Raw genomic sequence first — 22,144 nt, 5'->3', positions numbered from 1 at the left:
CATCTTCCTCAGTCCTGGAGTTCGGTCTGGCGTTCCACCGGGTCGATCAGCACGGCTTTCTGCTGGCGAACCAGCAGGTCGAGAATCTCTTCTTGGCGTTCACCGAGAATGCCGCTGAAGGTGATGCCGCTCTGCTTGCTGGGCATCAGCATGTCCACGCGGTACAGCTCGACAGACAGCGGCGAGTCGATCGCCAGCGGGCTGGAGCCGTTGCCGGCGAGCTGGCCGCCGACCACGATCATCGACACCTTGGTGTCGAACGGGTCGAGGGCGATGTCGCGGTCGGTGTCGGAGAGGTCCTTGGTGTGCCCGTACACGCCGATCAGCTGGTTGCCGGCGGCGACGTTCTCGTACAGGCGGATGTTCACGCTGTTGCGCAGGCGGATGCCGTGGCGCGCGTTGTCGATCACACGGTTGCCCCACAGCAGGTTGTTGGAGCTTTCGTAGATGGTGATGCCGTCCGACTCGTTGCCGTGCACGTCGTTGTAGGCGATCAGGTTGTTCACGCTGTTACGGTCGATGACGATGCCGGAGAGCTTGTTGTCGTAGCTCTTGTTATTGATGATCCAGCTGTCATTGACCTCACGGGAAATGATGATGCCGTGCTTCTTCTTGGTCCCGTGCACGGTGTTGTCGGCGATGATCAGCCCGTGCGAGCGGTCGTGCGGGTCGATGCCGTAAACCACGTTGTCGCGGTAGGTGTTGCCCTTGACCACGAACTTCTCGGTCTCGTAGCAGTAGAAGCCGTACCACATGTCGACGAAGGTCGAGCCGAGGATCCAGCCGGTGGGTTCCTTGCGGCCCATCTGCTTGGTCATGTTCGGCGTGTACTGCGAGATCGACACACCGTAGGACTTGCTCTCGCTGTAGCCGAAGCTGGTCAGCGTGCTGTTGACGATGTAGGTCTCGGTGCCGCCCCAGGAGAGCAGGAACGGGCGGAATTCCTTGGGCTTGCGGAAGGTCGCCGGGCCGTTGTCAGCCTCGCGCCAGGCGGTCAGCTTGCTGTCGTTGACGAACAGCTTGCCGTCGTTGACCAGGAACGCGCCGCGCTCCTGCGACAGGCGCAGCTCCTTGGTGTGGCCGTCGATGTGCAGGGTCGCGCCGTGCGCCACCAGGATCGGCAGACGCAGCAGGTAGACCCCTGGGCTGGTTTCGCTGAGGTACTGCTTGGGCACCTTCTTCGCCAGGTCGGTGAGGTTGACGTAGCCACCCTCGATGAAGATCGCCTGCGGCATGCCGCGCTGGCGGCGCACCCACTCGGCGAGGCGGTTGTCGCCGCCGATGAACTGCTTGAGTGGCGCCTGTTGCAGCATGCGCCGTACCGTCACCTGGCCGGGCTGGCGGTGGTCGATCTTGGCGGCGACTGCGGCGGCGGTGTAGCCGGACAGGTCGGGCAGCTTGGGGGTGGCCAGGTACAGCGGGCGGATCGGGGCGCTGGTCACCGTGTAGGTCTTCGCCTCGCGCAGTTCCTTGGTGGCGCCGTCCGCCGCCGGTACCCGGGTGTTGGCCAGGGCTACCGCGCTGCCGGTAAGCAGCGCGGCGGCCAGGCACAGGCCGTGGGCGAACCTGGCGGAGCCCCGTACCTCAGCCCGCTCGCCGGGCGAGCAGGTGCCGTGGGTTGGGTCCAGCGGCGCGCGTCCCAGCGCGCCGTTGGCCATGTCGCTGTGCCGTTTCATGTTGCCGTTCCTCCGCATCAGAAGCGCCAGATCACGTCGATGAACGCGCGGTGCATCGTCGAGTCGACGTCACTGCCATAGGCGTCGCCGGGCTTGAATACCCCGCCGCGCAGGCGCACCAGGGCCGAGGGTTCGTCAATCGCCTCGGCCAGGGCGGCTGGCAGCAGGCCTTGCTTGAAGTACTTGGTCACGATCAGGTCGACTTCCTGGCCGACGTCCTTGTCGTTGTTTGGCATCGCCGCAGTGATGCCGCTGTCGCCGATCGGCTGGTCGCCGTCGACGCGCCAGAACCGGTGGTAGACCAGGCTGGCGTCGTATTCGTCGCGCAGCTGCCAGGAACCGAACAGGGTGGCCGCCTGCAGGTTGGAAAGTTCACCGCGGAACGCCTCGCCGAAGCGGTGCACGCGCGAGCGGGTACCGGTGTAGGTCGAGCGGTTGCTCTCCAGACCGGTCTGCTGGAAGTTTTCGCTGCCGTCGTCGCCACCGCCGCCACTGCCGCGTGCATAGGCGGCACCGGCCTGCCAGCTCTCGTCGAAGCGCCAGCGCAGGCCGAGGTCGGTGCCCCAGGCGTTGACGTCGCCGCTCTGCTTGCCGGTGGCGATGCGCTCGTTGCCGATTGTGGTGCTGCTCAGCCGGTCGCGGTCGCCGGTCAGCCAGATTGCGCTGGCCCAGTAATTGAGCTGCTGGGTGTTGCGCGGGCTGTAGGCGTCGCTGTTGGCGTTGAGGCCGAGCCAGGTGAGGTCGCCGGTGGTGGTCTTGTCGAGCGGATCGACCACTTCGCCGGGGCTGGCGAGGTCGCCGTCGTCACGGCTGTGGTGGGCGTTCAGGCCGACCCAGTGACCGGGGGTCCACTGCGTGGCGATGTCGCCGTAGAGGTGCAGGCGATCCTCGTCTTCCGGGGCCAACTCGTCGATGTCGGTGCGGTATTCGCTGAAGCGCTCGGCGACGCCGAGGTGGGCGCGCAGCAGGGTGGTGTCGAAGTTCCAGTTCAGCGCTTCGATGTTGGTGTCGCGCCACAGACCGTCTTCGCTGCGCAGGCGCTGACGGCCGAAGCGCAGTTCTTCGCCGGGGTAGGCGGTCAGCCCGGAGTAGCCGACCCAGAATTCGCGCAGGGCCAGGTAGCTCTTGTCCGGTTCGCGGCTGTCGTCGCCGCTGTCGTTGGAGTCGGCGCTGAGGTCGTCGGACTGCAGGGTGTCGGTTTCGATGATGTCGGTGGCGGTGACCGCCTGGCCCATGGCGAAGGCGCTCCAGTCGCCACGCTTGAGGTAGCCCCACGGCCGCAGGTCGAGGCCCAGGCCGTTGACGTCGCCGCCGCTGCGGGTGCCGAGGTCACGGTCGTCCTCGGACTGCGCGGTGATCTTCACGTCCAGGCCGTAGCTGTTGTCCTGCAGTTGCACGGCCCAGGCCGACCCGGTCAGCAGCGGCAGGGTCAGGGTGGTGCCGAGCAGTTTGTAGCCGAGCAGGGCAGGGCGTTTCATAGGCAGTTCCATCAGTCTCATCGGGTCTTCCTTCAGGGTTTCAAAGCAGCGGTGCTGGGCGCCTGGGTCGGCGCCGGGGCGGCGGCCTCAGTGCTGTCGTCGGCATCGATCACCGCCGCCACCGCTGCGGTCTGCGCCGCGTTCGGCTGGGTGCCGCGGTACTGGCGCTCGGCCTGCAGCAGGCTTTCCGCACGGGCGCGCTGGTTGGCCGGCAATTGCAGGGCGATCTGTGCGGCGAGGTCGTTGGCCTCGGGCTTGCCGCTGAGCAGCGAGAGCTGGCTGAACACGTAGGCGTTGACCGGGTCCGGCTGCACGCCGCGGCCCTGGCTGTACATCTGCGCCAGGGCCATGTCGGCGTTCGGTTGGCCGCCGCGCGCGGAGGTCAGCAGGCGCTGCAGGGCCTTGTCCGGATAGACCTGGCCGAGGAAGCCGCGGCGGTAGATCTGCCCCAGGTAGTAGTTGGCGCCGCTTTCGCCGGCGGCCGCGGCCTTGAGCAGGTGCTGCTCGGCCTTGAAGGGGTCCTGCGGGACCAGCTTGCCTTCGTAATAGAGCTTGCCGAACAGCAGATCGGCGCGCGGCTGGGCGGCCTCGCGGCCCTTGTTCAGGTAGCCGAGCATCTCCTCGGTGTCACCCAGGTCGGGGTAGTCGTAGAGCAGCCGGGCGAGGCTGACCCAGGCCGCCGGGTAACTCGGTGCAATCTCCTCGAGCAGGCCCTTGGCGGCCTTGCCGTCCGGGGTGCCGATTGCCGGGTCGGCGAGCACGTTGGCCACCGAGTCGAGGCGTTGCGGCGGAATGCTGCCGGCCTTCCAGCCGGTGCGCAGGCGTTCGAGCAGCGCCTGCTGCTTATCGGCCTGGCCGCGTTTCTGGTACACGGTGGCCAGCTCGACGTAGCACACGTCGTTGGTCGCCAGCGCCTGTTCGCAGATCTTGGCGATCTCGTCGAGGTGCTGGTCGTAGGTGCCCTGCGTGCGGTACAGGAGGATCTGCGCGAGGTCCGCCTGCGGCTGGCCTTCGGCGCGCCACTGGCTGATCTGCTGCTGCGCGTTGACCTGCGGGAAAGCCTGCGGGTACTGCAGGTAGAGCAGCGCCAGCGGCAGCAGGGTGTTCTGTTCCCCGCCGACGGCGGCGCGCTTGAGCAGCGCCTCGGCTTCGCGGCGCTCGGCGTCGCTGGCGTTCGGCTTGCTGGCCAGCAGCCGACCGAGGCGGGCGGCCGCGCGCGGCGACTCTTCGGCGGCCTGGCGGTAGGTCGCTTCGGCCTTGCGCAGCGCCTCGGGATCGCCGCTCTCCACGTAGATGTCGGCCATGCCAACCTGCGCCTCGGTGTAGCCGAGGTTGGCGAGTTGCTGGTAGTTCTGTTCGGCGGTCGCGGTGTCACCGCGGGCCAGCGCTTCCTGGGCCAGCCGTTGATCCGGCAGGCCGGCGCAACCGGCCAGGGCCAGCGCCACGGCGGCGCTCAGCAGGAGCAGTTGGGGTTGTAGGCCTGCCATATCCATTGCCTCCTCAGAGCCCCGCGGCCATGGCTTTGTCGACCAGCCAGTCGAACGACGGGCCACGGCTGGTGCTGACTTCCACCGGGCGACCGGTGAAGGCGTTGTCCAGCGGCTCGTCCGGCTCGATCTGCACGCGGATGTCGGTGGACAGACGGGCGCTGTCGTCCAGGGTGCTGCTGACGATGTGGCCGCTGCGGGTGCGGTCTTCGCCGGCGACTTCGAAGCTGACACGGGTGCCCGGTTTCACTTCGGCGAACTTCTGGTAGGGGAAGCGCGCTTCGATGTTGGCCTGGCCGCCGCGCGGGGCGAGCTGGAAGATCACGTCGCCCTTGCTGGCGTACTGGCCGTCGGCGACCAGCTGGCGCACCAGGGTGCAGTCGCAAGGGCTGGTCAGGGTGCCTTTCATCTGTTTGCCGAACAGCTCTTCGATCTTGCCCGGTTGCAGGTCGCTGTCGTCCAAGTGACCCTTGAGCATTTCCAGCATCGAGGCGCTGAAGGTGGCGATCGGCGCACCCTTGGCGACTTCGCCGTCTTCGCCGATCAGGCTCTGCACCGTGCCTTCGCGCGGCATGGTTACCTGCATACCGCTGAGGCTGACCATCGCCGACTGTGCGTGACTGACGAAGTACAGGTTGTACAGCGAGTGGACGATGAAGCCGAACGCCACCGCGCCAATCGCCAGCACGCCGAAGCTGATGGTCACTGCACGCAGGCGGGCGAGGGCACCGAGGCCGCCAGTCTTGTCCTTGCGCGGCTTGGTGAAGTTCTCGCGCTGCAGGGTGCTGAGCAGTTCGCCGACGCTGATCAGCTCACCGGACAGGTGGGCGGTGATCAGTTGCCGCAGGGTGGCGATCTCGCGGGCGTTGAGGTTGTGGAACTGGCAGCCGATGCGGCCGCTGTCGGTGTCCACCGACCGCACCTGGAACTCCACTTCGAGGCCGAGGCTGAGGTTGTCGATGACGAACATCAGCTTGCCGCGATGGAAGTCGCCGACCTGCACCGGGATCTTGCTCGAGGTGTAGCCGAAGCCCCCCGCGGAGATATCCAGGAGGTTCTGCTCGACCACCTCGCGGTTGCGCCCGGCGAAGCGGATCTTCGCCGGAATGCGCACGCGAGCGTGCTGACGCTGGGTTTCCGATTCATGCACGACGTTGACGTTCACGGCTGTATTCATGGTGTTTTCCTACTCAATTCCATTCGGGTTGGCTCAGACCACCAGCAGCAGCGTGGCGATGAACACGCTGGCGGCAGAGAAGGTCATGGAGCGTGACGACCAGGTGTTGAACCAGCGCTGGAAGCTGGCGAGGTCGCGGGTGAGCTTGGTCGGCTGGCGCGTCCAGGACTGCTGGTCTAGGCGGAAGAACACATAGACCTTCACCATGGCGCCGACGATCTGGTTGTAATAAAGGATCAAGGGATAGGCCGGACCGATGTGGTGGCCGGTCACGGTGAGCAACAGGGTCAGAGCAAGGCGGGTGGTGCCGATCCACAGCAGGTAGATCAGCAGGTAGGCGATGCTGTATTTGATGCTGGCAATCAACGCCACGGTGAGCCCGAGCAGGCAGGTCCACATCGAGATGCGTTGGTCCATCAGCACCACGCTGGTGAACCAGCCGAGGCGCCGCGGGCCGAGCGCCAGGGCGCGCGAGTTCTGGCGCAGGTTGTTGCCGTACCAGCGGAACATCAGCTTGCGGCTGGCCTTGATGAAGCTCTTCTCCGGCGGGTGCTCGACCGTGTTGATCGCCGCATCCGGCACGTAGAAGGTGTCGTAGCCGAGGCGCATCAGGCTGTACCAGCTCGACTTGTCGTCACCGGTGAGGAAGCGGAAGCTGCCCAGGCGCCAGTGCTCGAGGTGGTCGCTCTCGACGTCGTCGATGAACTCCGGGTTGGTGACCACCGTGGCGCGGAACATCGACATGCGCCCGGTCATGGTCAGCACGCGCTTGCTCAGCGCCATCGAGCACATGTTGAGGTGGCGCTGGGCGAAGCGCAGCTTGTGCCACTCGCTCATGATGTAGCTGCCGCGCACCTCGCAGAACTCATTGGTGGTCAGGCCACCGACCCGCGGGAACAGCTTGAAGTAGCGCACGGTGTTCCGCACCACGCCTTCTTCCAGCACGCTGTCGCCGTCGATCACTGCGACCACTGCGTCGTCGTCCGGCAGGTGCCGCGAGATGGCGCGGAAGCCGTTGGCCAGGCCGTCACGTTTGCCGGTGCCGGCGATGCGCACGAAGTCCAGCTTGACGTGTTCAGGCGGCTGGTATTTGGCCCACAGCTTCTTTACCAGCAGTTCGTCGGAGCGCTCGACGATCGAGCACACCACGGTGGTCGGGAAGCCGCAGCCGATGGCTTCCTCGATCACCGAGCGGTAGACCATCGCGGTGGTCAGCGCGTCGATGCGAAAGCTGGTCACCATCAGGTAGACGTGCGACGGGTCGGCGCTGGCGCCGAGGCGGCGCGCCTTGCGGCGGTAGTGCGGGTAGACCACATAGAGGAACAGCACGCCGCGCAGGAAGTGCATGGCGCCCATCGAATAGCGCCAGAGGCCGACGGCACCGACCAGCAGGAGGAAGTCCTTCGAGTTCGGATCGAACAGCGTGCGAGGCAGCGCGAGGGCGATCACCATCAGCAAGCTGAGGTAGAACAACCACCCGGCGGCCTCAAAGAAACCCTTCTTTAGCCTGTCCATTCGTCAGCATCCGTCATCATTTTGTGCGGACGCACCTTGGGCGCGGTGGCTGCGAAAGGCGCGTGCCGCCGGGCAAAGATGGTCCGCAAAATAAGGCAATAAGTTCTGATTCCGCCGGCGTGATCCGGGTGTTGCGGTGCACCACTGGCACCGGCGGAACAACTGCAGAAAAGGTCGTCGCGTTACGACTGGGCGCCGGCGCTCAGTGGCGCCGGGGCGACGACCGGCATCGGCGGACTACCAGCAGATGCCTTCGCTGCCATTACCGCTGGCATGCGACATAAACCCAACCAGGTCGACGATCTGCTTGCCCTCGAGCTTGTGCTCGACCAGGCCGCGGAAGCGCTCATCGGCATTGCCGAGGACGATCAGATCGGCGCGTTCGATCACCCGTTCGAAGTCGCTGTCGAGCAGCGACGAGACGTGGGGGATCTTCGACTCGATGTATTCCTTGTTGGCGCCGTGTACGCGGGCGTACTCGACGTTGCGGTCATAGATGCTGAGGTCGAAGCCCTTGCCGATCAGCATCTCGGCCAGCTCGACCAGCGGGCTTTCACGCAGGTCGTCGGTGCCGGCCTTGAAGCTCAGGCCGAGCAGGGCGACCTTGCGCTTGTCGTGGCTGGAGATGATGTCGAAGGCGTGCTGCACCTGGGCCACGTTGCTGCGCATCAGCGAACCGATCAGCGGGGTATCGACGTCCAGGCTGGTGGCGCGGTAGTTCAGCGCGCGCACGTCTTTCGGCAGGCACGAGCCGCCGAAGGCGAAGCCGGGACGCATGTAGTACTTGGAGAGGTTGAGCTTGTGGTCCTGGCAGACCACGTCCATCACTTCGCGGCCGTCGACCCCCACCGCCTTGGCGATGTTGCCGATCTCGTTGGCGAAGGTGACCTTGGTCGCGTGCCATACGTTGCAGGTGTACTTGATCATCTCGGCGACTTCGACGTCCTTGCGGATGATCGGTGCGTCGAGCTCGCTGTACAGCGATTCGAGGGCATCACCGGCGGCCTTGTCGAGCTCGCCGATGACGGTCATCGGCGGATGATCGTAGTCCTTGATCGCAGTGCTCTCGCGGAGGAATTCCGGGTTCACCGCGACGCCGAAGTCGACCCCGGCGGTCTTGCCCGAGCAGTCTTCGAGGATCGGAATCACCACGTTCTTCACGGTGCCCGGCAGCACGGTGCTGCGCACCACCACGGTATGGCGCTCGCTCTTGTTGCGCAGCACGAAGCCGATCTCGCGGCATACCGATTCGATGTAGTCGAGTTCCAGGTCGCCGTTCTTCTTGCTCGGCGTGCCGACGCAGATGAACGACAGGTCGCTGCTGGCCACCGCCTCGGCGACGTCGGTGGTGCCACGCAGGCGACCGGTCTGCCGGCCCTGCTGCAGCAGCTCTTCCAAGCCGGGTTCGACGATGGGCGATTTGCCCTGGTTGATCAGATCGATCTTGGCGGTGGAAACGTCCACGCCAATCACGTCATGACCGCGGGCGGAGAGGCAACCGGCACACACTGCACCGACATAGCCGAGACCAAAAATGCTGATACGCATTGTATTCACCTTTTTCAATTATCACGCCTATATAAGTTCCGCCGGATATTTATATGGCGGAGTCCATTTCGTATTCCGCGCAATCAATGTTGGCGGAACGGAGGCATAATAAAAATTCCATGCGCCGAGTATTCGCGCGCATTACTTGGGCATCTTGTTGGAGAGTGTGCCCGGAGATAGTGGCAAGCGCTCCAACACTGGGCGCCATACCTGGCTTAGGCTGCGTGTGGTCTACTTTTGGTGCATTTTCTCCTGAACTAAAAGTAGGACTTTGCATATACAAAGTGCCATCAGGAATTAACATGCGACTACGGCAGAAAGTCCCCTGCAATGACACTTCGGTAACGCTTGATAAATAAGCGTTACGGGACTATGAGGGGGGTTTTTAATCGATAGTTCCTACCGTTCGTCTGCCTTTTGCAAAAGATTTCAGACTGGTATCGCGACTATCTAGTGCCGGCCTAGTAATGGCACTTGCATGCAAGCCGTTGATAGCGCGGCTCTTCATGGCGGTATGACTGATTGCCACCATCCAAAAAGCGTAGTCCCCGAGAATGGGGGCAGGGCGGAAAAAAGCGAGTTTGCGACTAAAGGCCTATACCGGCTGTCGGCATTTGGCGGCGCGGAAGGAGGGCGACCGCTCGCTTGCGAGCGGTCGCTGGGGGCTGGTCAGGCGGGTGGTGCGTCGCGCAGGAACACCAGGCTGTCGGTGCTCGAGTCCTTGGCGGAGAAGTAGTAGCCCTGGGCGTTGAAGTCCTTGAGGCCTTGCGGGTCGGTGAGGCGCTGCTGGATCACGTAGCGCGCCATCAGGCCACGGGCCTTCTTGGCGTAGAAGCTGATGATCTTGTACTGGCCGTTCTTCAGGTCCTTGAACTCGGTGTCGATGATCCGCGCGCGCAGCGCCTTGCGCTTCACCGCGCCGAAGTACTCGGTGGAGGCCAGGTTGAGCAGCACGTCGTCGCCCTGGGCGGCCAGTGCCTCGTTGAGCCAGCCGCTGATGCGCTCGCCCCAGAACGCGTAGAGGTCCTTGCCGCGCGTGTTGGCCAGCTTGGTGCCCATCTCCAGCCGATACGGCTGCATCAGGTCGAGCGGCCGCAGCACGCCGTACAGGCCGGAGAGCATGCGCAGGTGGCGCTGGGCGAAGTCGAAGTCGGCCTCGCTGAAGTCCTCGGCGTGCATCCCGGTGTACACGTCGCCCTTGAAGGCGAGCAGCGCCTGCTTGGCGTTGTCCGGGGTGAACTGCGGATGCCAGCTGCCGAAGCGCGCGGCGTTGAGGCCGGCGAGCTTGTCCGAGAGGTGCATCAGCTCGGCGATCTGCGGCGGGGTCAGCTCGCGCAGCTGGCCGATCAGTTCCTGGGCGTGGTCGAGGTATTCGGGTTGGGTGAAGCGGGGAGTGACCGGCGGTGTCTCGTAGTCGAGGGTCTTGGCCGGAGAAATCACCATCAGCATGCAGCGTCTCCTCAAAGCGAGGGCCGATTGTAGCCTGCCGAAGGGGTGCTGCGGGTTGGCCCAGATCAAGCGGGCGACGCACTGCAGTGGTGCGCGGATGATGCGGAGGAGGGGGTAAACGACGTGGCGACTGACGGCGGCGCAGCGACTCGCGCCGGGGTGGGATTTCTGACTTTAGCGGTCGCAGCGGGGTGCGCCAAGCGTTATTTGTCGGGCGGAAAAATAAACCCGCGAAAGCGCAAAAGTCGTTTTTATTGTCATGTTTTTTGGAGTATCAAACAGGCTAGACCGTCGAAACCTGCAGACTCAGGTGGCGGCCATCGGCCCATACCTTGCTTGCATGCTCTCGTGCCGCAGTCCGAGAGGTCGGCGGTCTCTCCGCGGCGGAGCGCTGTTCCGGCATTCCGTCGCCTGGCCCTAGCAGAAGGTGACCGAGTATGGATGATCAAGGACGCACCCGCCCCACCGCCCCCACTCTCTACGCCCTCGATACCAACGTTCTGATTCACGATCCCAACGCGCTGCTCAACTTCGAGGAGCACCACGTTGCCATCCCGATGACCGTGCTGGAGGAGCTGGACAAGCTGAAGAGCGGGAAGCAGGGCGTCGCGGCCGAATGTCGCCAGGCGATTCGTCTGATCGACAAGATTCTCGGCGGGGCGGCCCCCGATCAGGTCGAGCACGGCGTGCCGATTCCGCGCGATACCGGTGGCAGCTGCGGCTTCCTGTCGATCCTCATGAGCAAACGGGCCGAGCCGATCACCTGGCTGCCGGAAGACCTCAACGACAACAAGATCATCAACCAGCTGGTCGAACTGAAGACCCGCAAACCCGGCTTCTCCGTGGTCCTGGTGACCAAGGACATCAACATGCGCCTGAAGGCGCGTGCCTGTGGCATCGAGGCGGAGGACTACCACACTGACCAGCTGATCGATGACATCTCGCTGCTACCGAATGGCTACCACACCCTCGAAGGCTCGTTCTGGGACCGCGTGAGCACCGTCGAGACCCGCCAGGATCACGGCCGCACCTGGCACCGCGTGCAGCTCATCGACAACCTGCCGGCGGTACACATCAACGAATTCATCGTCGACCAGCAAGGCTTCGTCGGCTGGATCAAGGGCATCGAAGGCGGCGAACTGCTGATCCTCGATCTGCACCAGGAACCGCTGCTGCATCAGGAAGCCTGGGGCCTGCGTCCGCGCGACATCTACCAGGCGCTGGCACTGTATGCGCTGCTCGATCCGGACATCCACCTGGTCAACCTGGCCGGCGCCGCCGGTTCCGGCAAGACCATCCTGGCGCTGGCCGCGGCCATCGAGCAGACCATGGTCAGCAAGCGCTACCGGCGCATCATCGCCACCCGCAGCGTGCAGGGCCTGGACCAGGAGATCGGTTTCCTGCCCGGTACCGAGGCGGAGAAGATGGAGCCCTGGCTCGGCGCGATCACCGACAACCTCGAAGCGCTGCACATGGATGACGAGAGCACCCACGGCAGCGTCGATTACATCCTGCAAAAGGTCCCGTTGCAGTTCAAATCGCTGAACTACATCCGTGGGCGCAGCTTCCAGCAGAGCCTGATCCTCATCGACGAGTGCCAGAACCTCACCCCGCACCAGATGAAGACCATCATCACCCGCGCCGGCACCGGCTCGAAGGTGGTCTGCCTCGGCAACCTGGCGCAGATCGACACGCCTTACCTGTCGGCGCCCAGCTCGGGGCTGACCTACCTCACCGAGCGTTTCAAGGACTTCCCGCACGGCGTGCACATCACCCTGCAAGGGGTGCCGCGCTCGATCCTCGCCGAGTACGCCGAAGCCAACATGTAACCGCGATCGCCCCTCTCCATCCCGGGGAGGGGCCGTTTCTGTCTTCGAACCTTTTTACGATCTCGCGAGCTAGAGCCAGACAAGGCGAAATCAGGCGAGGACGAGGAGTTTACGAGTTGTAAATGACGAGTCCGAGCCTGATTGCAACGCTGTATGGCCGACGCGCAGCAGATCGTAAACAGGTGCTTAGAACTGCCAGGTGCCCGACAGGCTCAGGCTGCGGGGCTCGCCGTAGTAGGTGGTGCCGAAGTTGCCGAGGCCGGTCAGGTATTTCTTGTCGAACACGTTCTTGGCGTTGAGGCTGGCGCTCAGGTGCTCGTTGACCTGGTAGCGGGCCATCAGGTCGACCAGCGTGTAGCTCTCCTGCTTGAGCAGGTAGGGGCCCCACGCCTCGCCGTAGAACTCGCTCTGCCAGTTGATCCCTCCACCGACGGTGACGCGGTTCAGCTCGCCAGGCAGGCGGTAGGTGGTGAACAGTCGCGCCAGGTGCTCCGGCTTGGAGGTCGCCAGCGGGAAGCCGAAGATGCGCTGCTCGTCGGCATCCCGGGTGCGGGCGTAGGTGTAGCCGGCGGAGAGGTTCCAGCCTTCGCTGAGCTCGCCGGCCAGTTCCAGTTCGATGCCCTTGGTGGTCGCGCCTTCGACCGGCTTGTAGTAGTCGAAGCCGCCGACGGTCTCGACGTACTCGCCGATGTTGTCCTGCTCGATGCGGAACGCCGCCAGGCTGGCATTCAGGCGACCGCCGAAGTATTCGGCCTTGATGCCGCCCTCGTAGCTGGCGCCCTCGACCGGATCGAGCGTGCCGCCGCCGACCTGCTTGAGGATCTGTGGCTGGTAGATGGCGGTGTAGCTGGCGTACAGCGAGTAGGTGTCGTCGAGGTCGTAGATCACCCCGGCGTAGGGCGTCACCACGCCGTGCTCTTCGTAGCTGGTGCGGGTGTCGGGGTCGACGAAGTAGTCGCTGCTGTCGTCGAACTTGAAGTTGCTGACCCGCGTGCCGAGGATCAGCGCGAGGTCATCGGTCGGCTTGAAGCGCGCAGCCAGGTAGGCGCCGTTCTGCCGCTGGTTGGTTTCGTAGTCGCCGACCTCGGGGAAGTACGGCTTCGGGTAGTCGCCATTCCAGTCGAAGATGCTGCCGGGCACGGCGCCGGTCAGGCTCGGGTCGGACGGCGACGTGGCGAACAGGTCGCCGGTGGTTTTCGCCGCCGCCGCGGTGAAGCCGGCGACCAGTTCGTGCTCGCGGCCGAGCAGCGAGAACGGCCCGCTGACGTTGATATCGGCAGTGTCCTGCACCCGATGGCCTTCCCAGTGGCCCCAGTACAGCGACATGCCTTCGCCGGTCAGCGGGTCCGGGCTGCCGCCGCTGGCCGAGCCGAGCAGGGTGTCGTGGTCGTTGATCATGTGCGTCAGGCTGGCCTTGAGCTTCCAGTCGTAGGCCAGGTTCTGCTCCAGCGAACCGAACAGTGTGGTGCTCTCGAAGTCGCGGCGGCTCCACTCGGTGCCGGGGTTGAACGAGCGCGGGAAGTCGGTTTCCGTGCCGTCGGCGTAGAACGCCACGTCGCCGGTCCATGACGAGCCGCGCGGTTTGACGTTCTGGTGGTCGACGCCGAAGGTCAGCAGGGTATCCGGGGTCAGGTCGGCCTCGAACACGCCGTAGAGGATGTCCTTCTGCTGCTCGTAATGGTCCAGGTAGGAGTTGCGGTCCTGATAGACGCCGACCACGCGTCCGCGCAAGGTGCCCTCGGCGTTCAGCGGTCCGGACACATCGCCTTCGCTGCGGTAGTTGTCCCAGGAGCCGGCGCTGCCGGTCACCGAGGCTCGGAAATCGCGGGTCGGCCGCTTGCGCACCAGGTTGACGGTGGCCGACGGGTCGCCGGCGCCAGTCATCAGGCCGGTGGCACCCTTGATGATCTCCACGCGGTCGTAGATGGCCATGTCGGTGTGCGTGGTGCCCTGGTCGTAGACCCCGTCGTAGATGGTGTTGACGCCGTCGTACTGGTAGTTCGTGATGGCGAAGCCGCGGGTGGAGAACTCCACGCGGTCGCTGTCGTAGGCCTGCATCGAGATGCCCGGCGCGCGGCTCAGCACGTCGCTGATGGTGCGCGCGTCCTGGTCGTCCATCTGCTGGCGGGTGACCACGGTGACCGACTGCGGGGTTTCGCGCAGGGTTAGCGGCAGCTTCAGCGCGCTGCGCGTCTCGCCGGTGGTGTAGGCGCCGGTGCCTTCGGTGGTGTCGCCCAGGCCGGCGGCGGAGATGCTGGTGGCGCTCAGGTTGAGGGCGCCGTCGCTATCTGGCTGGCTGATCAGCGAGAAACTCGCGTCGCTCTCGCGCACCGCCTGCAGGCCGCTGCCGGCAAGCAGCACGGCGAAGCCCTGGTCGGCGCTGTACTCGCCACGCAGGCCGGGGCTGTGCTTGCCGCGGGTCAGCTGGGCGTCGAACGACAGCACCACGCCGACGGCGCCGGCGAAGCGGCTGAGGGTCTCGCCCAGCGGCCCGGCGGGGATGTCGACCGGCTGGCGCCGCTCCGCGTGGGCCGGCGACGGGGTGGCGAGCAGCAGCGTGGCCAGCCCGCCCTGCAGCGCCAGGGTGGTGCCGAGGATCGCGAGGGCCAGGGGATTGCGGCGGCGAAGCGGGTACTGCGGATGCATAGCGACTCCTGAAAGCGGGGGAACCGGATGATTGCCAGAGGGCGTTTGCAGGGGGAGTCGAACGAGCGGGGGCAAATCGACAATCACGGGCGTAAATTTTTTCGGCAGTGAGTCAGGGCGACGGCGAGTGCACGGTGAGCGACTGGGCGGGGGCTCAGCCGCGCGGCAGCACGCGCACCCAGTAGCGCGTGCGGCTGAGCACCTGCACCGGCACCGCGCGGGCGATGGCGGCCAGGGCGCGGTCGGTGTCATCCAGTGGGTAGGCGCCGGACAGGCGCAGCTCGGCGACCTTGGGATCGCAACCGAGCAGGCCCGGGCGATAGCGATCCAGTTCGGCGAGCAGGTCGACCAGGCGCCAGTCGTTGACCACCAGGCGTCCGTTGGCCCATTCCGCCTGCAACGGGTCGGCGCTGTGCAGACTGGCGACGCGCTGCGCGTCGAAGCTCAGGCGCTGCCCGGCGTCGACCCGGGTTTCCGCCTGCGCGCCGTGCGCGGGGCTGACCGCCACGGCGTGCTGCAGCACCGCCACTTCGCTGCGCTCGGCGTGCTGGCGCACGGTGAAGCGCGTGCCGAGCGCGCGGATGCGGCCGTGGCGGGTGTGCACGATGAACGGTCGGGCGCTGTCCTTGGCGGTCTCGACGAGGATCTCGCCGGCCTGCAGTTCGAGCCGACGCTGGCCGGCATCGAAGCGCACGTCCACCGCGCTGGCGGTGTTCAGGGTCAGCCGCGTGCCATCGCTGAGCGTGATGCGGCGCTGCTCGCCAGTGGCAGTGCGGTAGTCGGCCAGCCATTCGGCGGGCGAGCCCGGATAGCCGCTGTACACCAGGCCGCCGGTGCCGGCCACCAGCAGCAGGCCCTTGAGCACGCTGCGGCGGTCCAGCGGCGAGCCGCCGGCCTTGGCGAAAGTGTCGTAGGCGAGCTGGCCGGGCAGGCCGCGCAGTTGCGTGTGCAGCCCCTCGACGCGTTGCCAGGCCCACTGGTTGACCGGGTGCTGAGCCTGCCAGTCGCGCCAGGCGCGGCGGTCCTCCTCGCGCACCTGTTCGGCGCCGAGCACGGCGTACCACTGGGCGGCGGATTTCAGCGCCAGGCGTTGCTGGTCGAGCGGCTGGCGGCTCATTGCTGGGCCTCAAGGGCGAACAGCAGGCAGTGTTCGGTGGCCTTGGCGATGTACTTGGTCACCGAGCTGACCGACACCTCCAGTTGCCGGGCGATCTCGGCATAGCCAAGGCCCTGCAGCTGCGAGAGCAGGAAGGCGCGCTTGGCCTTCTGGCCGAGGCCATCGAGCATCGCGTCGAGGGCCAGCAGGGTTTCGAGGATCAGCAGGCGCTCCTCGGGCGAGGCATCCAGCGCTTCCGGCTGGTGCGCCAGGCTTTCCAGGTAGGCGCGCTCCAGGGCGCGGCGGCGGAAGTGGTCGACCATCACGCGTTTGGCCACGGTGACCAGGAAATGCCGCGGTTCGCGCAGCTCGGCGGGGGCCTGGCCGACGATCAGGCGCACGAAGGTGTCCTGCGCCAAGTCGGCGGCGCTCGCCGAGCAGTCGAGGCGGCGCCGCAGCCAGCCGACCAGCCAGCCGTGGTGGTCACTGTAGAGTTGCTGAACCTGTTCGCCTGCCGACATCAACCGCCTCCAAGCATGTCGTCGAGGTGCGGATGGTAATTCTTCTCAAATGAGAATAGCTAGGCTTGTCGTCGCGCCAACCGGGAATTCGCTGCCACGCATGTGGCAGCGCTGAGGGGATTACCAGTCGTACTTGACGCTGCCGAGCACCGTGCGCGAGTCGCCCGGGTAGCAGCTGTTGATGCTGTCACAGCTCGCCACGTACTCCTCGTCGAGCAGGTTTTGCGCGTTCAGCGACAGGGTGATGTGGTTGTCCAGACGGTAGCTGACGGCCGCGTCGAACAGCGTGTAGCTGTCGACTGCGAAGTTGTTGGCGTCGTCGCCGAAGGTCGAGCCCACATAGCGGGCGCCGCCGCCGATGCTCAGGCCACGCAGGCTACCGTCGAGGAAGCTGTAGTTCAGCCAGCTCGAAGCCATGTTCTTCGGCGTCTGCATCGGCCGGTTGCCCTTGTTGGCGTTGGCGCTCTTGGTGATCTCCACATCGTTGTAGGTGTAGGAGGCGAGCAGGTCCCAGGCGTCGGCGAGCTTCACCCGCGCTTCCAGTTCCAGGCCCTTGGAGCGCACTTCACCTTCCGAGGTCAGCTCGAAGGTCACCGGCCGGTAGGACGGCACGTTGTTCTTGGTGATGTCGAACCAGGCGGCGGTGAGCAGCACGCGGTCGGTCGGCTGGTATTTCACGCCGGCTTCCCACTGCTTGGCCTCGCTGGGATCGAGGGCGATCTCGGTGACGTTGTTGGCCACCACCCCGGCATTCGGGGTGAACGACTCGGCGTAGCTGACGTACGGCGCCAGGCCGAAGTCGGTCAGGTAGGTGAGCCCGGCGCGGCCGGTAAAGGCGTGCTTTTTCACCGTGCCGGAACCGCTCGGCACCAGGTAGTTGTCGGTCTCCACGCGCACTTCGTCGTAGCGGCCGCCGGCAGTGAGCAGCCAGTGCTCGTCGAACTTCAGCTGGTCCTGGGCGTAGACGCCGGTCTGCTCGATGGTCTGGTCGTAGTCGACCTGGCGCACGGTCGGGCGGTTGACGTTGATGCCGTACTGCGGGTTCAGCGGGTTCAGCAGCAGCGGTGCCAGTTGGCCGAGGAAAGCGGTCTGCAGCGGAATGAAGGTGCGCTTCACGTCGGCGTCACTGCGCGCGTAGTCGACGCCAGTGAGCAGGGTGTGACCGATGCCGTAGGTGTCGAAGTCGAGCTGCAGTTGGTTGTCGACGGTGAAGGCCTGGAAGTGTTCGTCGAAGCGCTTCGGCTGGCGAACCATATAGTTGGCCATCGACGACGGCAGGAAACCGGCCAGGCCGAGCTGGGTCACGGTGCCCTGCGGCTGCAGGTTGTTGAGGATGAAGTCGACCTGGCCGTAGCGCAGGTTCTGGCGGAATTCGGCCATGTCGTTGAAGCGATGGCGGAACTGGTAGCCGAGGCTGTACTGCTCCTGGTCGGAGTGGTTGAACGAATGGTCGCCGAGCAGGGTGTCGCTGGCGTGGCCGTAGCTCGGGGTGTAGACCGAGATGGTGCCGCCGCTGCGATCGTGCAGGAAGTCGGCCAGCAGGGTCAGGCTGGTGTCTTCGTCCGGCGCCCAGGTGAAGGACGGGGCGAGGTATAGGCGGTCGTCGCGCACCTCGTGACCGTCGCTGTAATCGAACTGGGTGTTGGCATCGCGCGCCACGCCGATCACCCGGTAGAGGTATTCGCCGTCCGCGTCGAGGCGGTCGCCGAGGTCGAACTGGCCCTGCCAGTGGTCGTTGTTGCCAGCCTGCAGCTCCACCTGGTGGACGCCCTCGGCAGTCGGCACCTTGCTCACCCGGTTGATGATGCCGCCGGCGTCGCCCATGCCGAACAGGCTGGAGGACGGGCCGCGCACCACGTCGATGCGTTCCAGCGCATAGGGTTCGGTGCGGAAGAAGCTGTAGCTGTTGCTGAGCTGCTTGAGACCGTCGCGGTAGTCGCTGGTGGCCTGGGCGTTGAAGCCGCGGATGTTCAGCCAGTCGTAGCCCTTCGGATCGGTGCCGTAGGTTTCCACCCGCACGCCGGGCACGTAGCGCAGCGCCTGGCTGACGGTCTGGGCGTTCTGCGCGTCCATCTGCGCGCGGGTGATCACCGAGATCGACTGCGGAATCTCGACCAGCGGCGTGCCGGTCTTGGTCGCGCTGCGGCTGGTGCTCGGCACGTAGCCGACGTCCGGCGCGTCGCCGTAGCGGCTGGCGCTTCCGTTGATGTTGGTCGCCTCGAGGGTCAGCGCGGCGTCGCTGGGCAGCGCTTCGAGCATGTAGCCGTCGGCGCTCGGCCGAGCCATCAGGCCGCTGCCTTGCAGCAGGCGGGCGAAGCCTGCATCGACGCCGAAGCTGCCGTGCAGACCTGGCGAGCGCAGGCCGCGCACCTGGCCGGCGTCGAAGGAGATCGCCACACCGGCCTGGGTGGCGTAGCGGTTCAGCGCGTCGCCCAGCGGCCCGGCGGGAATGTCGAACTGGCGGGCTTCGCTCTGCGCCAGCAGCGGCAGGCAGTGGCTGGCGAGCGCGGTGGCGAGGCCGAGCTGCAGGGCGAGGGCCAGCGGTGAAAGGCGTCGAGGCATCGAAGGGGCGTACATGGCGGTTCCTGTTTCATGGACTTATGCCTTTCAGGACGGGCCTGAAATGCAAACTGGAACCACCTGGGAATAATTTTTATTTGGCAGCGCTGGCGGGGGCGACCCGCACCAGCCACGGCGTGAACTGCTGCAGCCTGATCGGGAAGCTGCGGCTCAGCAGGCGCAGGGCGCGGTCCGGCTCGTCGAGCGGCAACACCGCGGAAACCCGCAGCCCGCCGAGCGCGTCGGCGTCGTAGCTGAGGTGCCCGGCATGCTGCTCGGCGAGCAGCGCCAGCACTTCCGGCAGCGGGCGATCCTGGACCACCAGCTGGTGCTGGCGCCAGGCCTGCTCGAAGGCGCCCGCATCGATGCTCTCCGGCGTACCGAAGCCGCGCGCATCCAGGCGCAGGCGCTGGCCGGCGACCACCTGGGTGGTGCGGCCATCGGTAGCGCTGCGCACTTCGACCTTGGATTCCAGCATGGTCAGCCAGGTCGCCTGGTCGCGTTTCTCGACCACGAAACGGGTGCCCAGCGCGCGGATGCTGCCGTGTTCGGTCTGCACCACGAACGGCCGTCCGGCGTCGGCGGCGACATCGACGAGGATGCCGCCCTGTTCGAGGTGCAGGGTGCGTTGCCGGGCGACGAAGCGCAGGTCCACCGCCGAGTGGCCCATCAGGCTGATCCGCGAGCCATCTTCCAGCTGCGTGCTGTGCCACTCGCCGCTGGCGGTGCGCAGGTCGGCGAGCAGGTAGCTCGGCGGGTTGCTCCTCAGGAACAGCGCCAGCGGCACCGCCAGGGCCAGCGCCAGCAACGCGCTGCCGGCCGAGCGCTTGACGCTGCGACGGCGTTCCAGACGGTGCGCGGCGCCCAGCGCGGAATGTGTTGGCGCCGCGGGGAGGCTCTGAAAACGCGCCAGCACGCCCTGCAGGCTGGCGATCGCCGCGGCGTGCCGCGGGTCGCTGCGCTGCCAGTTGTCGAACTCGCGGCGGCACTGCGGCTCGGCCTCCAGACGCACCAGCCATTCGGCGGCCTGCTCGAGTACGGCGTCGGCGGGGCGGCTCATGCGGGGTCCTCGAGGCGGCGGTGGCAGTGCAGCAGGGCCTGGACCAGGTATTTCTGCACCATCTTGGTGGACACGCCGAGGCGTGCGGCGATCTCGGCGTGGCTCAAACCGTCCAGCTGGCGCCACAGGAACGCCTGGCGCGCCTTGCTGGCCAGCCCCTGCAGCGCCTCGGCGATCTGCTCGAGGGCTTCCACCGCAGCGGCCACCTGTTCGGCGGAGGGGAAGCCGTCGAGGGATTCGGCCAGGTACTGCAACTCGTCGAGGTAGGCCTGCTCGATCGCCCGACGCCGCGCGCGATCGATCAACAGGCGGCGCGCCACGGTGGCGAGGAACGCCTTCGGCTCACGCAGGCCGAGCTGTTCGCGGGTCGCGAGGATGCGCACGAAGGTGTCCTGCGCCACGTCGGCGGCGTTCTGCGAACAGCCTAGGCGCTTGCGCAGCCAGCCGGTCAGCCAGCCGTTGTGCTCGACATAGAGCTCGCCGACGCTGGCGGCGTCGAGGCTGGGCGGGCAGGGTGGCGGAATCGGCGGCATGGCGACAGTTATCACTTGCGAATCATTCGCAATATAAGGGAGAAGCGCTGGCCAGACAATGGCCAGTGCCGCTGGACGGTGCTCGCCGCCAGGGTGATTTTTTTGTATACAATCCACTCGACGCGGGTTGCTCAACGGCCCGCCCGAGGAGACTTGCTGTGCTGACCCATCTCGATTCCCAAGGCCGCGCCAACATGGTCGATGTCACCGACAAGGCGGTGACGTCCCGTGAGGCGGTGGCCGAAGCGCGCGTGCGCATGCGTCCGGAAACCCTACGCATGATCGTCGACGGCGCCCACCCCAAGGGCGACGTGTTCGCCGTGGCGCGCATCGCCGGCATCCAGGCGGCGAAGAAGACCGCCGACCTGATCCCGCTGTGCCACCCGCTGATGCTCACCAGCGTCAAGGTCGAGCTGCAAGCCGACGGCGAGGACGCTGTGCGCATCCAGGCGCGCTGCAAGCTGGCCGGGCAGACCGGGGTGGAGATGGAGGCGCTGACCGCCGCCAGCGTCGCCGCGCTGACCATCTATGACATGTGCAAGGCGGTCGATCGCGGCATGGTCATCGAAGCGGTGCGCCTGCTGGAAAAACTCGGCGGCAAGAGCGGCCACTACCAGGCCGGGGACGCGCCATGATTCGCGTGCAGTACTTCGCCCGCTACCGCGAGGCGCTCGGTCTCGACGGCGAGCAGCTGCACTGGACGGCCGAGTTCGCCAGCCTCGACGACCTGCGCCGGCACCTGCTCGCGCGCGGCGGCGTGTGGGCGGTGCTCGGCGAGCAGAACCTGATGTGCGCGCGCAATCAGGAACTGTGCAGCCTCGACGAAGCCCTGGCGGACGGCGACGAGGTCGCGTTCTTCCCCACGGTCACCGGAGGCTGAACATGAGCGTGCGTGTCCAGCAGGCCCCGTTCGATCCCGGCGTCGAGCTCAACGCCATGCATGCCGCGCATGTCGGGGTGGGCGCGGTGGTCGGCTTCGTCGGTTACGTACGCGATTTCAATGACGGCCAGGAGGTCTCCGGGATGCTCCTCGAGCACTATCCGGGGATGACCGAGAAGGCGCTGGCAAAGATCGTCGGCGAGGCCGAGGCGCGCTGGCCGCTGCTCAAGGTCGAGATTCTGCATCGCATCGGCCGCCTCGAGCCGGGCGAGCCGATCGTGTTCGTCGGCACCGCCAGCGCACATCGGCAGGCGGCGTTCGACGCCTGCAACTTCATCATGGATTACCTGAAGACCCGCGCGCCGTTCTGGAAGAAGGAAGACACCGCCGACGGCCCGCGCTGGGTCGAAGGCCGCTGCAGCGATCAGGCCGCCGCCGAGCGCTGGAAGTAGGCAGCCGGCGCTACAGCAGCTGCAGGGTCAGGTAGATCTTCAGCACCGCGGGAACCAGGATCAGCACCGCTCCCGCGCCCATCAGGCGTACCCCCCATTCATGCTCGCGGCGTTCGAAGCCGATGCCGAGCAGCAGAAAACCCACGACCAGCAACAGCAACGTGGTGTGCACCAAATCCATGTGGCATCTCCGTTTGCAAAGGTCTTGCTTGCAGCCTAGCCGTTGGTCGCCTGAGTG

At 66.0% G+C, this 22,144-nt stretch carries 18 protein-coding genes; 4 read left to right on the top strand and 14 right to left on the bottom strand.

Features of this window, described 5'->3' with window-relative positions:
* Window positions 1–8: 8 nt before the first annotated feature.
* The 7 genes from algG to yaaA form a co-directional block, all read right to left on the bottom strand.
* A complete protein-coding gene (gene algG / locus JQX08_RS04925; RefSeq protein WP_239481962.1) occupies window positions 9–1,676 on the bottom strand; it encodes a mannuronan 5-epimerase AlgG in 1,668 nt (555 codons plus the stop codon).
* A 17-nt stretch (window positions 1,677–1,693) separates the two neighbouring features.
* Entirely contained in the window at window positions 1,694–3,154 is a 1,461-nt protein-coding gene (locus JQX08_RS04920; protein WP_239481961.1) for an alginate export family protein, read from the bottom strand.
* 32 nt (window positions 3,155–3,186) lie between these two features.
* The gene (algK, locus tag JQX08_RS04915; RefSeq protein ID WP_430472500.1) at window positions 3,187–4,647 is read right to left on the bottom strand and encodes an alginate biosynthesis TPR repeat lipoprotein AlgK; all 1,461 of its coding nucleotides are present in this window, start codon (window positions 4,645–4,647) and stop codon (window positions 3,187–3,189) included.
* 7 nt (window positions 4,648–4,654) lie between these two features.
* Window positions 4,655–5,818, bottom strand: coding sequence for an alginate biosynthesis protein Alg44 (locus JQX08_RS04910; protein ID WP_204915125.1), 1,164 nt, complete (start codon window positions 5,816–5,818; stop codon window positions 4,655–4,657).
* Between the two features lie 33 nt (window positions 5,819–5,851).
* Window positions 5,852–7,333 (bottom strand): mannuronan synthase, encoded by a 1,482-nt coding sequence (alg8, locus tag JQX08_RS04905; RefSeq protein ID WP_204915124.1) that lies wholly within the window; start codon window positions 7,331–7,333, stop codon window positions 5,852–5,854.
* A gap of 237 nt (window positions 7,334–7,570) precedes the next feature.
* Window positions 7,571–8,881 carry a GDP-mannose 6-dehydrogenase gene (algD, locus tag JQX08_RS04900; protein ID WP_204915123.1) on the bottom strand — a complete coding sequence of 437 codons (1,311 nt, stop codon included), beginning with the start codon at window positions 8,879–8,881 and terminating at the stop codon, window positions 7,571–7,573.
* A gap of 669 nt (window positions 8,882–9,550) precedes the next feature.
* Window positions 9,551–10,330: a peroxide stress protein YaaA gene (yaaA, locus tag JQX08_RS04895; RefSeq protein ID WP_204915122.1), complete on the bottom strand. Its 780-nt coding sequence runs from the start codon at window positions 10,328–10,330 to the stop codon at window positions 9,551–9,553.
* Between the two features lie 437 nt (window positions 10,331–10,767).
* Between yaaA and JQX08_RS04890 the strand changes: the two genes are divergently transcribed.
* Window positions 10,768–12,159 carry a PhoH family protein gene (locus JQX08_RS04890; RefSeq protein ID WP_204915121.1) on the top strand — a complete coding sequence of 464 codons (1,392 nt, stop codon included), beginning with the start codon at window positions 10,768–10,770 and terminating at the stop codon, window positions 12,157–12,159.
* A gap of 186 nt (window positions 12,160–12,345) precedes the next feature.
* Here JQX08_RS04890 and JQX08_RS04885 read toward each other — a convergent pair whose 3' ends face one another.
* The 6 genes from JQX08_RS04885 to JQX08_RS04860 form a co-directional block, all read right to left on the bottom strand.
* The gene (locus JQX08_RS04885) at window positions 12,346–14,805 is read right to left on the bottom strand and encodes a TonB-dependent siderophore receptor (RefSeq protein WP_204915120.1); all 2,460 of its coding nucleotides are present in this window, start codon (window positions 14,803–14,805) and stop codon (window positions 12,346–12,348) included.
* Between the two features lie 154 nt (window positions 14,806–14,959).
* Window positions 14,960–15,922: a FecR domain-containing protein gene (locus JQX08_RS04880; RefSeq protein ID WP_204915119.1), complete on the bottom strand. Its 963-nt coding sequence runs from the start codon at window positions 15,920–15,922 to the stop codon at window positions 14,960–14,962.
* Window positions 15,919–16,422 (bottom strand): sigma-70 family RNA polymerase sigma factor, encoded by a 504-nt coding sequence (locus JQX08_RS04875; RefSeq protein ID WP_204915118.1) that lies wholly within the window; start codon window positions 16,420–16,422, stop codon window positions 15,919–15,921. Before JQX08_RS04875 ends, JQX08_RS04880 begins: the two co-directional genes overlap by 4 nt.
* 120 nt (window positions 16,423–16,542) lie before the next feature.
* A complete protein-coding gene (locus tag JQX08_RS04870) occupies window positions 16,543–18,999 on the bottom strand; it encodes a TonB-dependent siderophore receptor (protein WP_204915117.1) in 2,457 nt (818 codons plus the stop codon).
* A gap of 76 nt (window positions 19,000–19,075) precedes the next feature.
* On the bottom strand, window positions 19,076–20,041 hold the full coding sequence (locus JQX08_RS04865) for a FecR family protein (protein ID WP_204915116.1): 966 nt from the start codon (window positions 20,039–20,041) through the stop codon (window positions 19,076–19,078).
* Window positions 20,038–20,574, bottom strand: a complete 537-nt coding sequence (locus JQX08_RS04860; RefSeq protein ID WP_204915337.1) for a sigma-70 family RNA polymerase sigma factor — start codon at window positions 20,572–20,574, stop codon at window positions 20,038–20,040. The genes JQX08_RS04865 and JQX08_RS04860 overlap by 4 nt, the downstream gene beginning before the upstream one ends.
* 158 nt (window positions 20,575–20,732) lie before the next feature.
* Here JQX08_RS04860 and moaC point away from each other — a divergent pair, with 158 nt between their 5' ends.
* From moaC to moaE, 3 genes are read left to right on the top strand one after another with little or no spacing between them, the layout of a single operon-like run.
* On the top strand, window positions 20,733–21,209 hold the full coding sequence (moaC, locus tag JQX08_RS04855) for a cyclic pyranopterin monophosphate synthase MoaC (RefSeq protein ID WP_204915115.1): 477 nt from the start codon (window positions 20,733–20,735) through the stop codon (window positions 21,207–21,209).
* A complete protein-coding gene (locus tag JQX08_RS04850; RefSeq protein WP_204915114.1) occupies window positions 21,206–21,454 on the top strand; it encodes a MoaD/ThiS family protein in 249 nt (82 codons plus the stop codon). The genes moaC and JQX08_RS04850 overlap by 4 nt, the downstream gene beginning before the upstream one ends.
* Window positions 21,455–21,456: 2 nt before the next feature.
* Window positions 21,457–21,906, top strand: a complete 450-nt coding sequence (gene moaE, locus JQX08_RS04845) for a molybdopterin synthase catalytic subunit MoaE (RefSeq protein WP_204915113.1) — start codon at window positions 21,457–21,459, stop codon at window positions 21,904–21,906.
* 10 nt (window positions 21,907–21,916) lie between these two features.
* On the opposite strand, the gene JQX08_RS04840 is transcribed toward moaE, so the two are convergent.
* Window positions 21,917–22,087: a hypothetical protein gene (locus JQX08_RS04840; RefSeq protein WP_204915112.1), complete on the bottom strand. Its 171-nt coding sequence runs from the start codon at window positions 22,085–22,087 to the stop codon at window positions 21,917–21,919.
* Window positions 22,088–22,144: the final 57 nt, after the last annotated feature.

It is taken from the genome of Zestomonas insulae (assembly GCF_016901015.1).
Lineage (GTDB): Bacteria > Pseudomonadota > Gammaproteobacteria > Pseudomonadales > Pseudomonadaceae > Aquipseudomonas > Aquipseudomonas insulae.
Note: the sequence above shows the minus strand (reverse complement) of the source record. Positions and strands in the feature narration are given on the sequence as shown.

Bases quoted from the DNA above. Each gene is read 5' to 3' on its own strand.
- algG (WP_239481962.1), bottom strand. From the start codon at position 1,676: ATGAAACGGCACAGCGACATGGCCAACGGCGCGCTGGGACGCGCGCCG.
- JQX08_RS04920 (WP_239481961.1), bottom strand. From the start codon at position 3,154: ATGAAACGCCCTGCCCTGCTCGGCTACAAACTGCTCGGCACCACCCTG.
- algK (WP_430472500.1), bottom strand. From the start codon at position 4,647: ATGGATATGGCAGGCCTACAACCCCAACTGCTCCTGCTGAGCGCCGCC.
- JQX08_RS04910 (WP_204915125.1), bottom strand. From the start codon at position 5,818: ATGAATACAGCCGTGAACGTCAACGTCGTGCATGAATCGGAAACCCAG.
- alg8 (WP_204915124.1), bottom strand. From the start codon at position 7,333: ATGGACAGGCTAAAGAAGGGTTTCTTTGAGGCCGCCGGGTGGTTGTTC.
- algD (WP_204915123.1), bottom strand. From the start codon at position 8,881: ATGCGTATCAGCATTTTTGGTCTCGGCTATGTCGGTGCAGTGTGTGCC.
- yaaA (WP_204915122.1), bottom strand. From the start codon at position 10,330: ATGCTGATGGTGATTTCTCCGGCCAAGACCCTCGACTACGAGACACCG.
- JQX08_RS04890 (WP_204915121.1), top strand. From the start codon at position 10,768: ATGGATGATCAAGGACGCACCCGCCCCACCGCCCCCACTCTCTACGCC.
- JQX08_RS04885 (WP_204915120.1), bottom strand. From the start codon at position 14,805: ATGCATCCGCAGTACCCGCTTCGCCGCCGCAATCCCCTGGCCCTCGCG.
- JQX08_RS04880 (WP_204915119.1), bottom strand. From the start codon at position 15,922: ATGAGCCGCCAGCCGCTCGACCAGCAACGCCTGGCGCTGAAATCCGCC.
- JQX08_RS04875 (WP_204915118.1), bottom strand. From the start codon at position 16,422: ATGTCGGCAGGCGAACAGGTTCAGCAACTCTACAGTGACCACCACGGC.
- JQX08_RS04870 (WP_204915117.1), bottom strand. From the start codon at position 18,999: ATGTACGCCCCTTCGATGCCTCGACGCCTTTCACCGCTGGCCCTCGCC.
- JQX08_RS04865 (WP_204915116.1), bottom strand. From the start codon at position 20,041: ATGAGCCGCCCCGCCGACGCCGTACTCGAGCAGGCCGCCGAATGGCTG.
- JQX08_RS04860 (WP_204915337.1), bottom strand. From the start codon at position 20,574: ATGCCGCCGATTCCGCCACCCTGCCCGCCCAGCCTCGACGCCGCCAGC.
- JQX08_RS04850 (WP_204915114.1), top strand. From the start codon at position 21,206: ATGATTCGCGTGCAGTACTTCGCCCGCTACCGCGAGGCGCTCGGTCTC.
- moaE (WP_204915113.1), top strand. From the start codon at position 21,457: ATGAGCGTGCGTGTCCAGCAGGCCCCGTTCGATCCCGGCGTCGAGCTC.
- JQX08_RS04840 (WP_204915112.1), bottom strand. From the start codon at position 22,087: ATGGATTTGGTGCACACCACGTTGCTGTTGCTGGTCGTGGGTTTTCTG.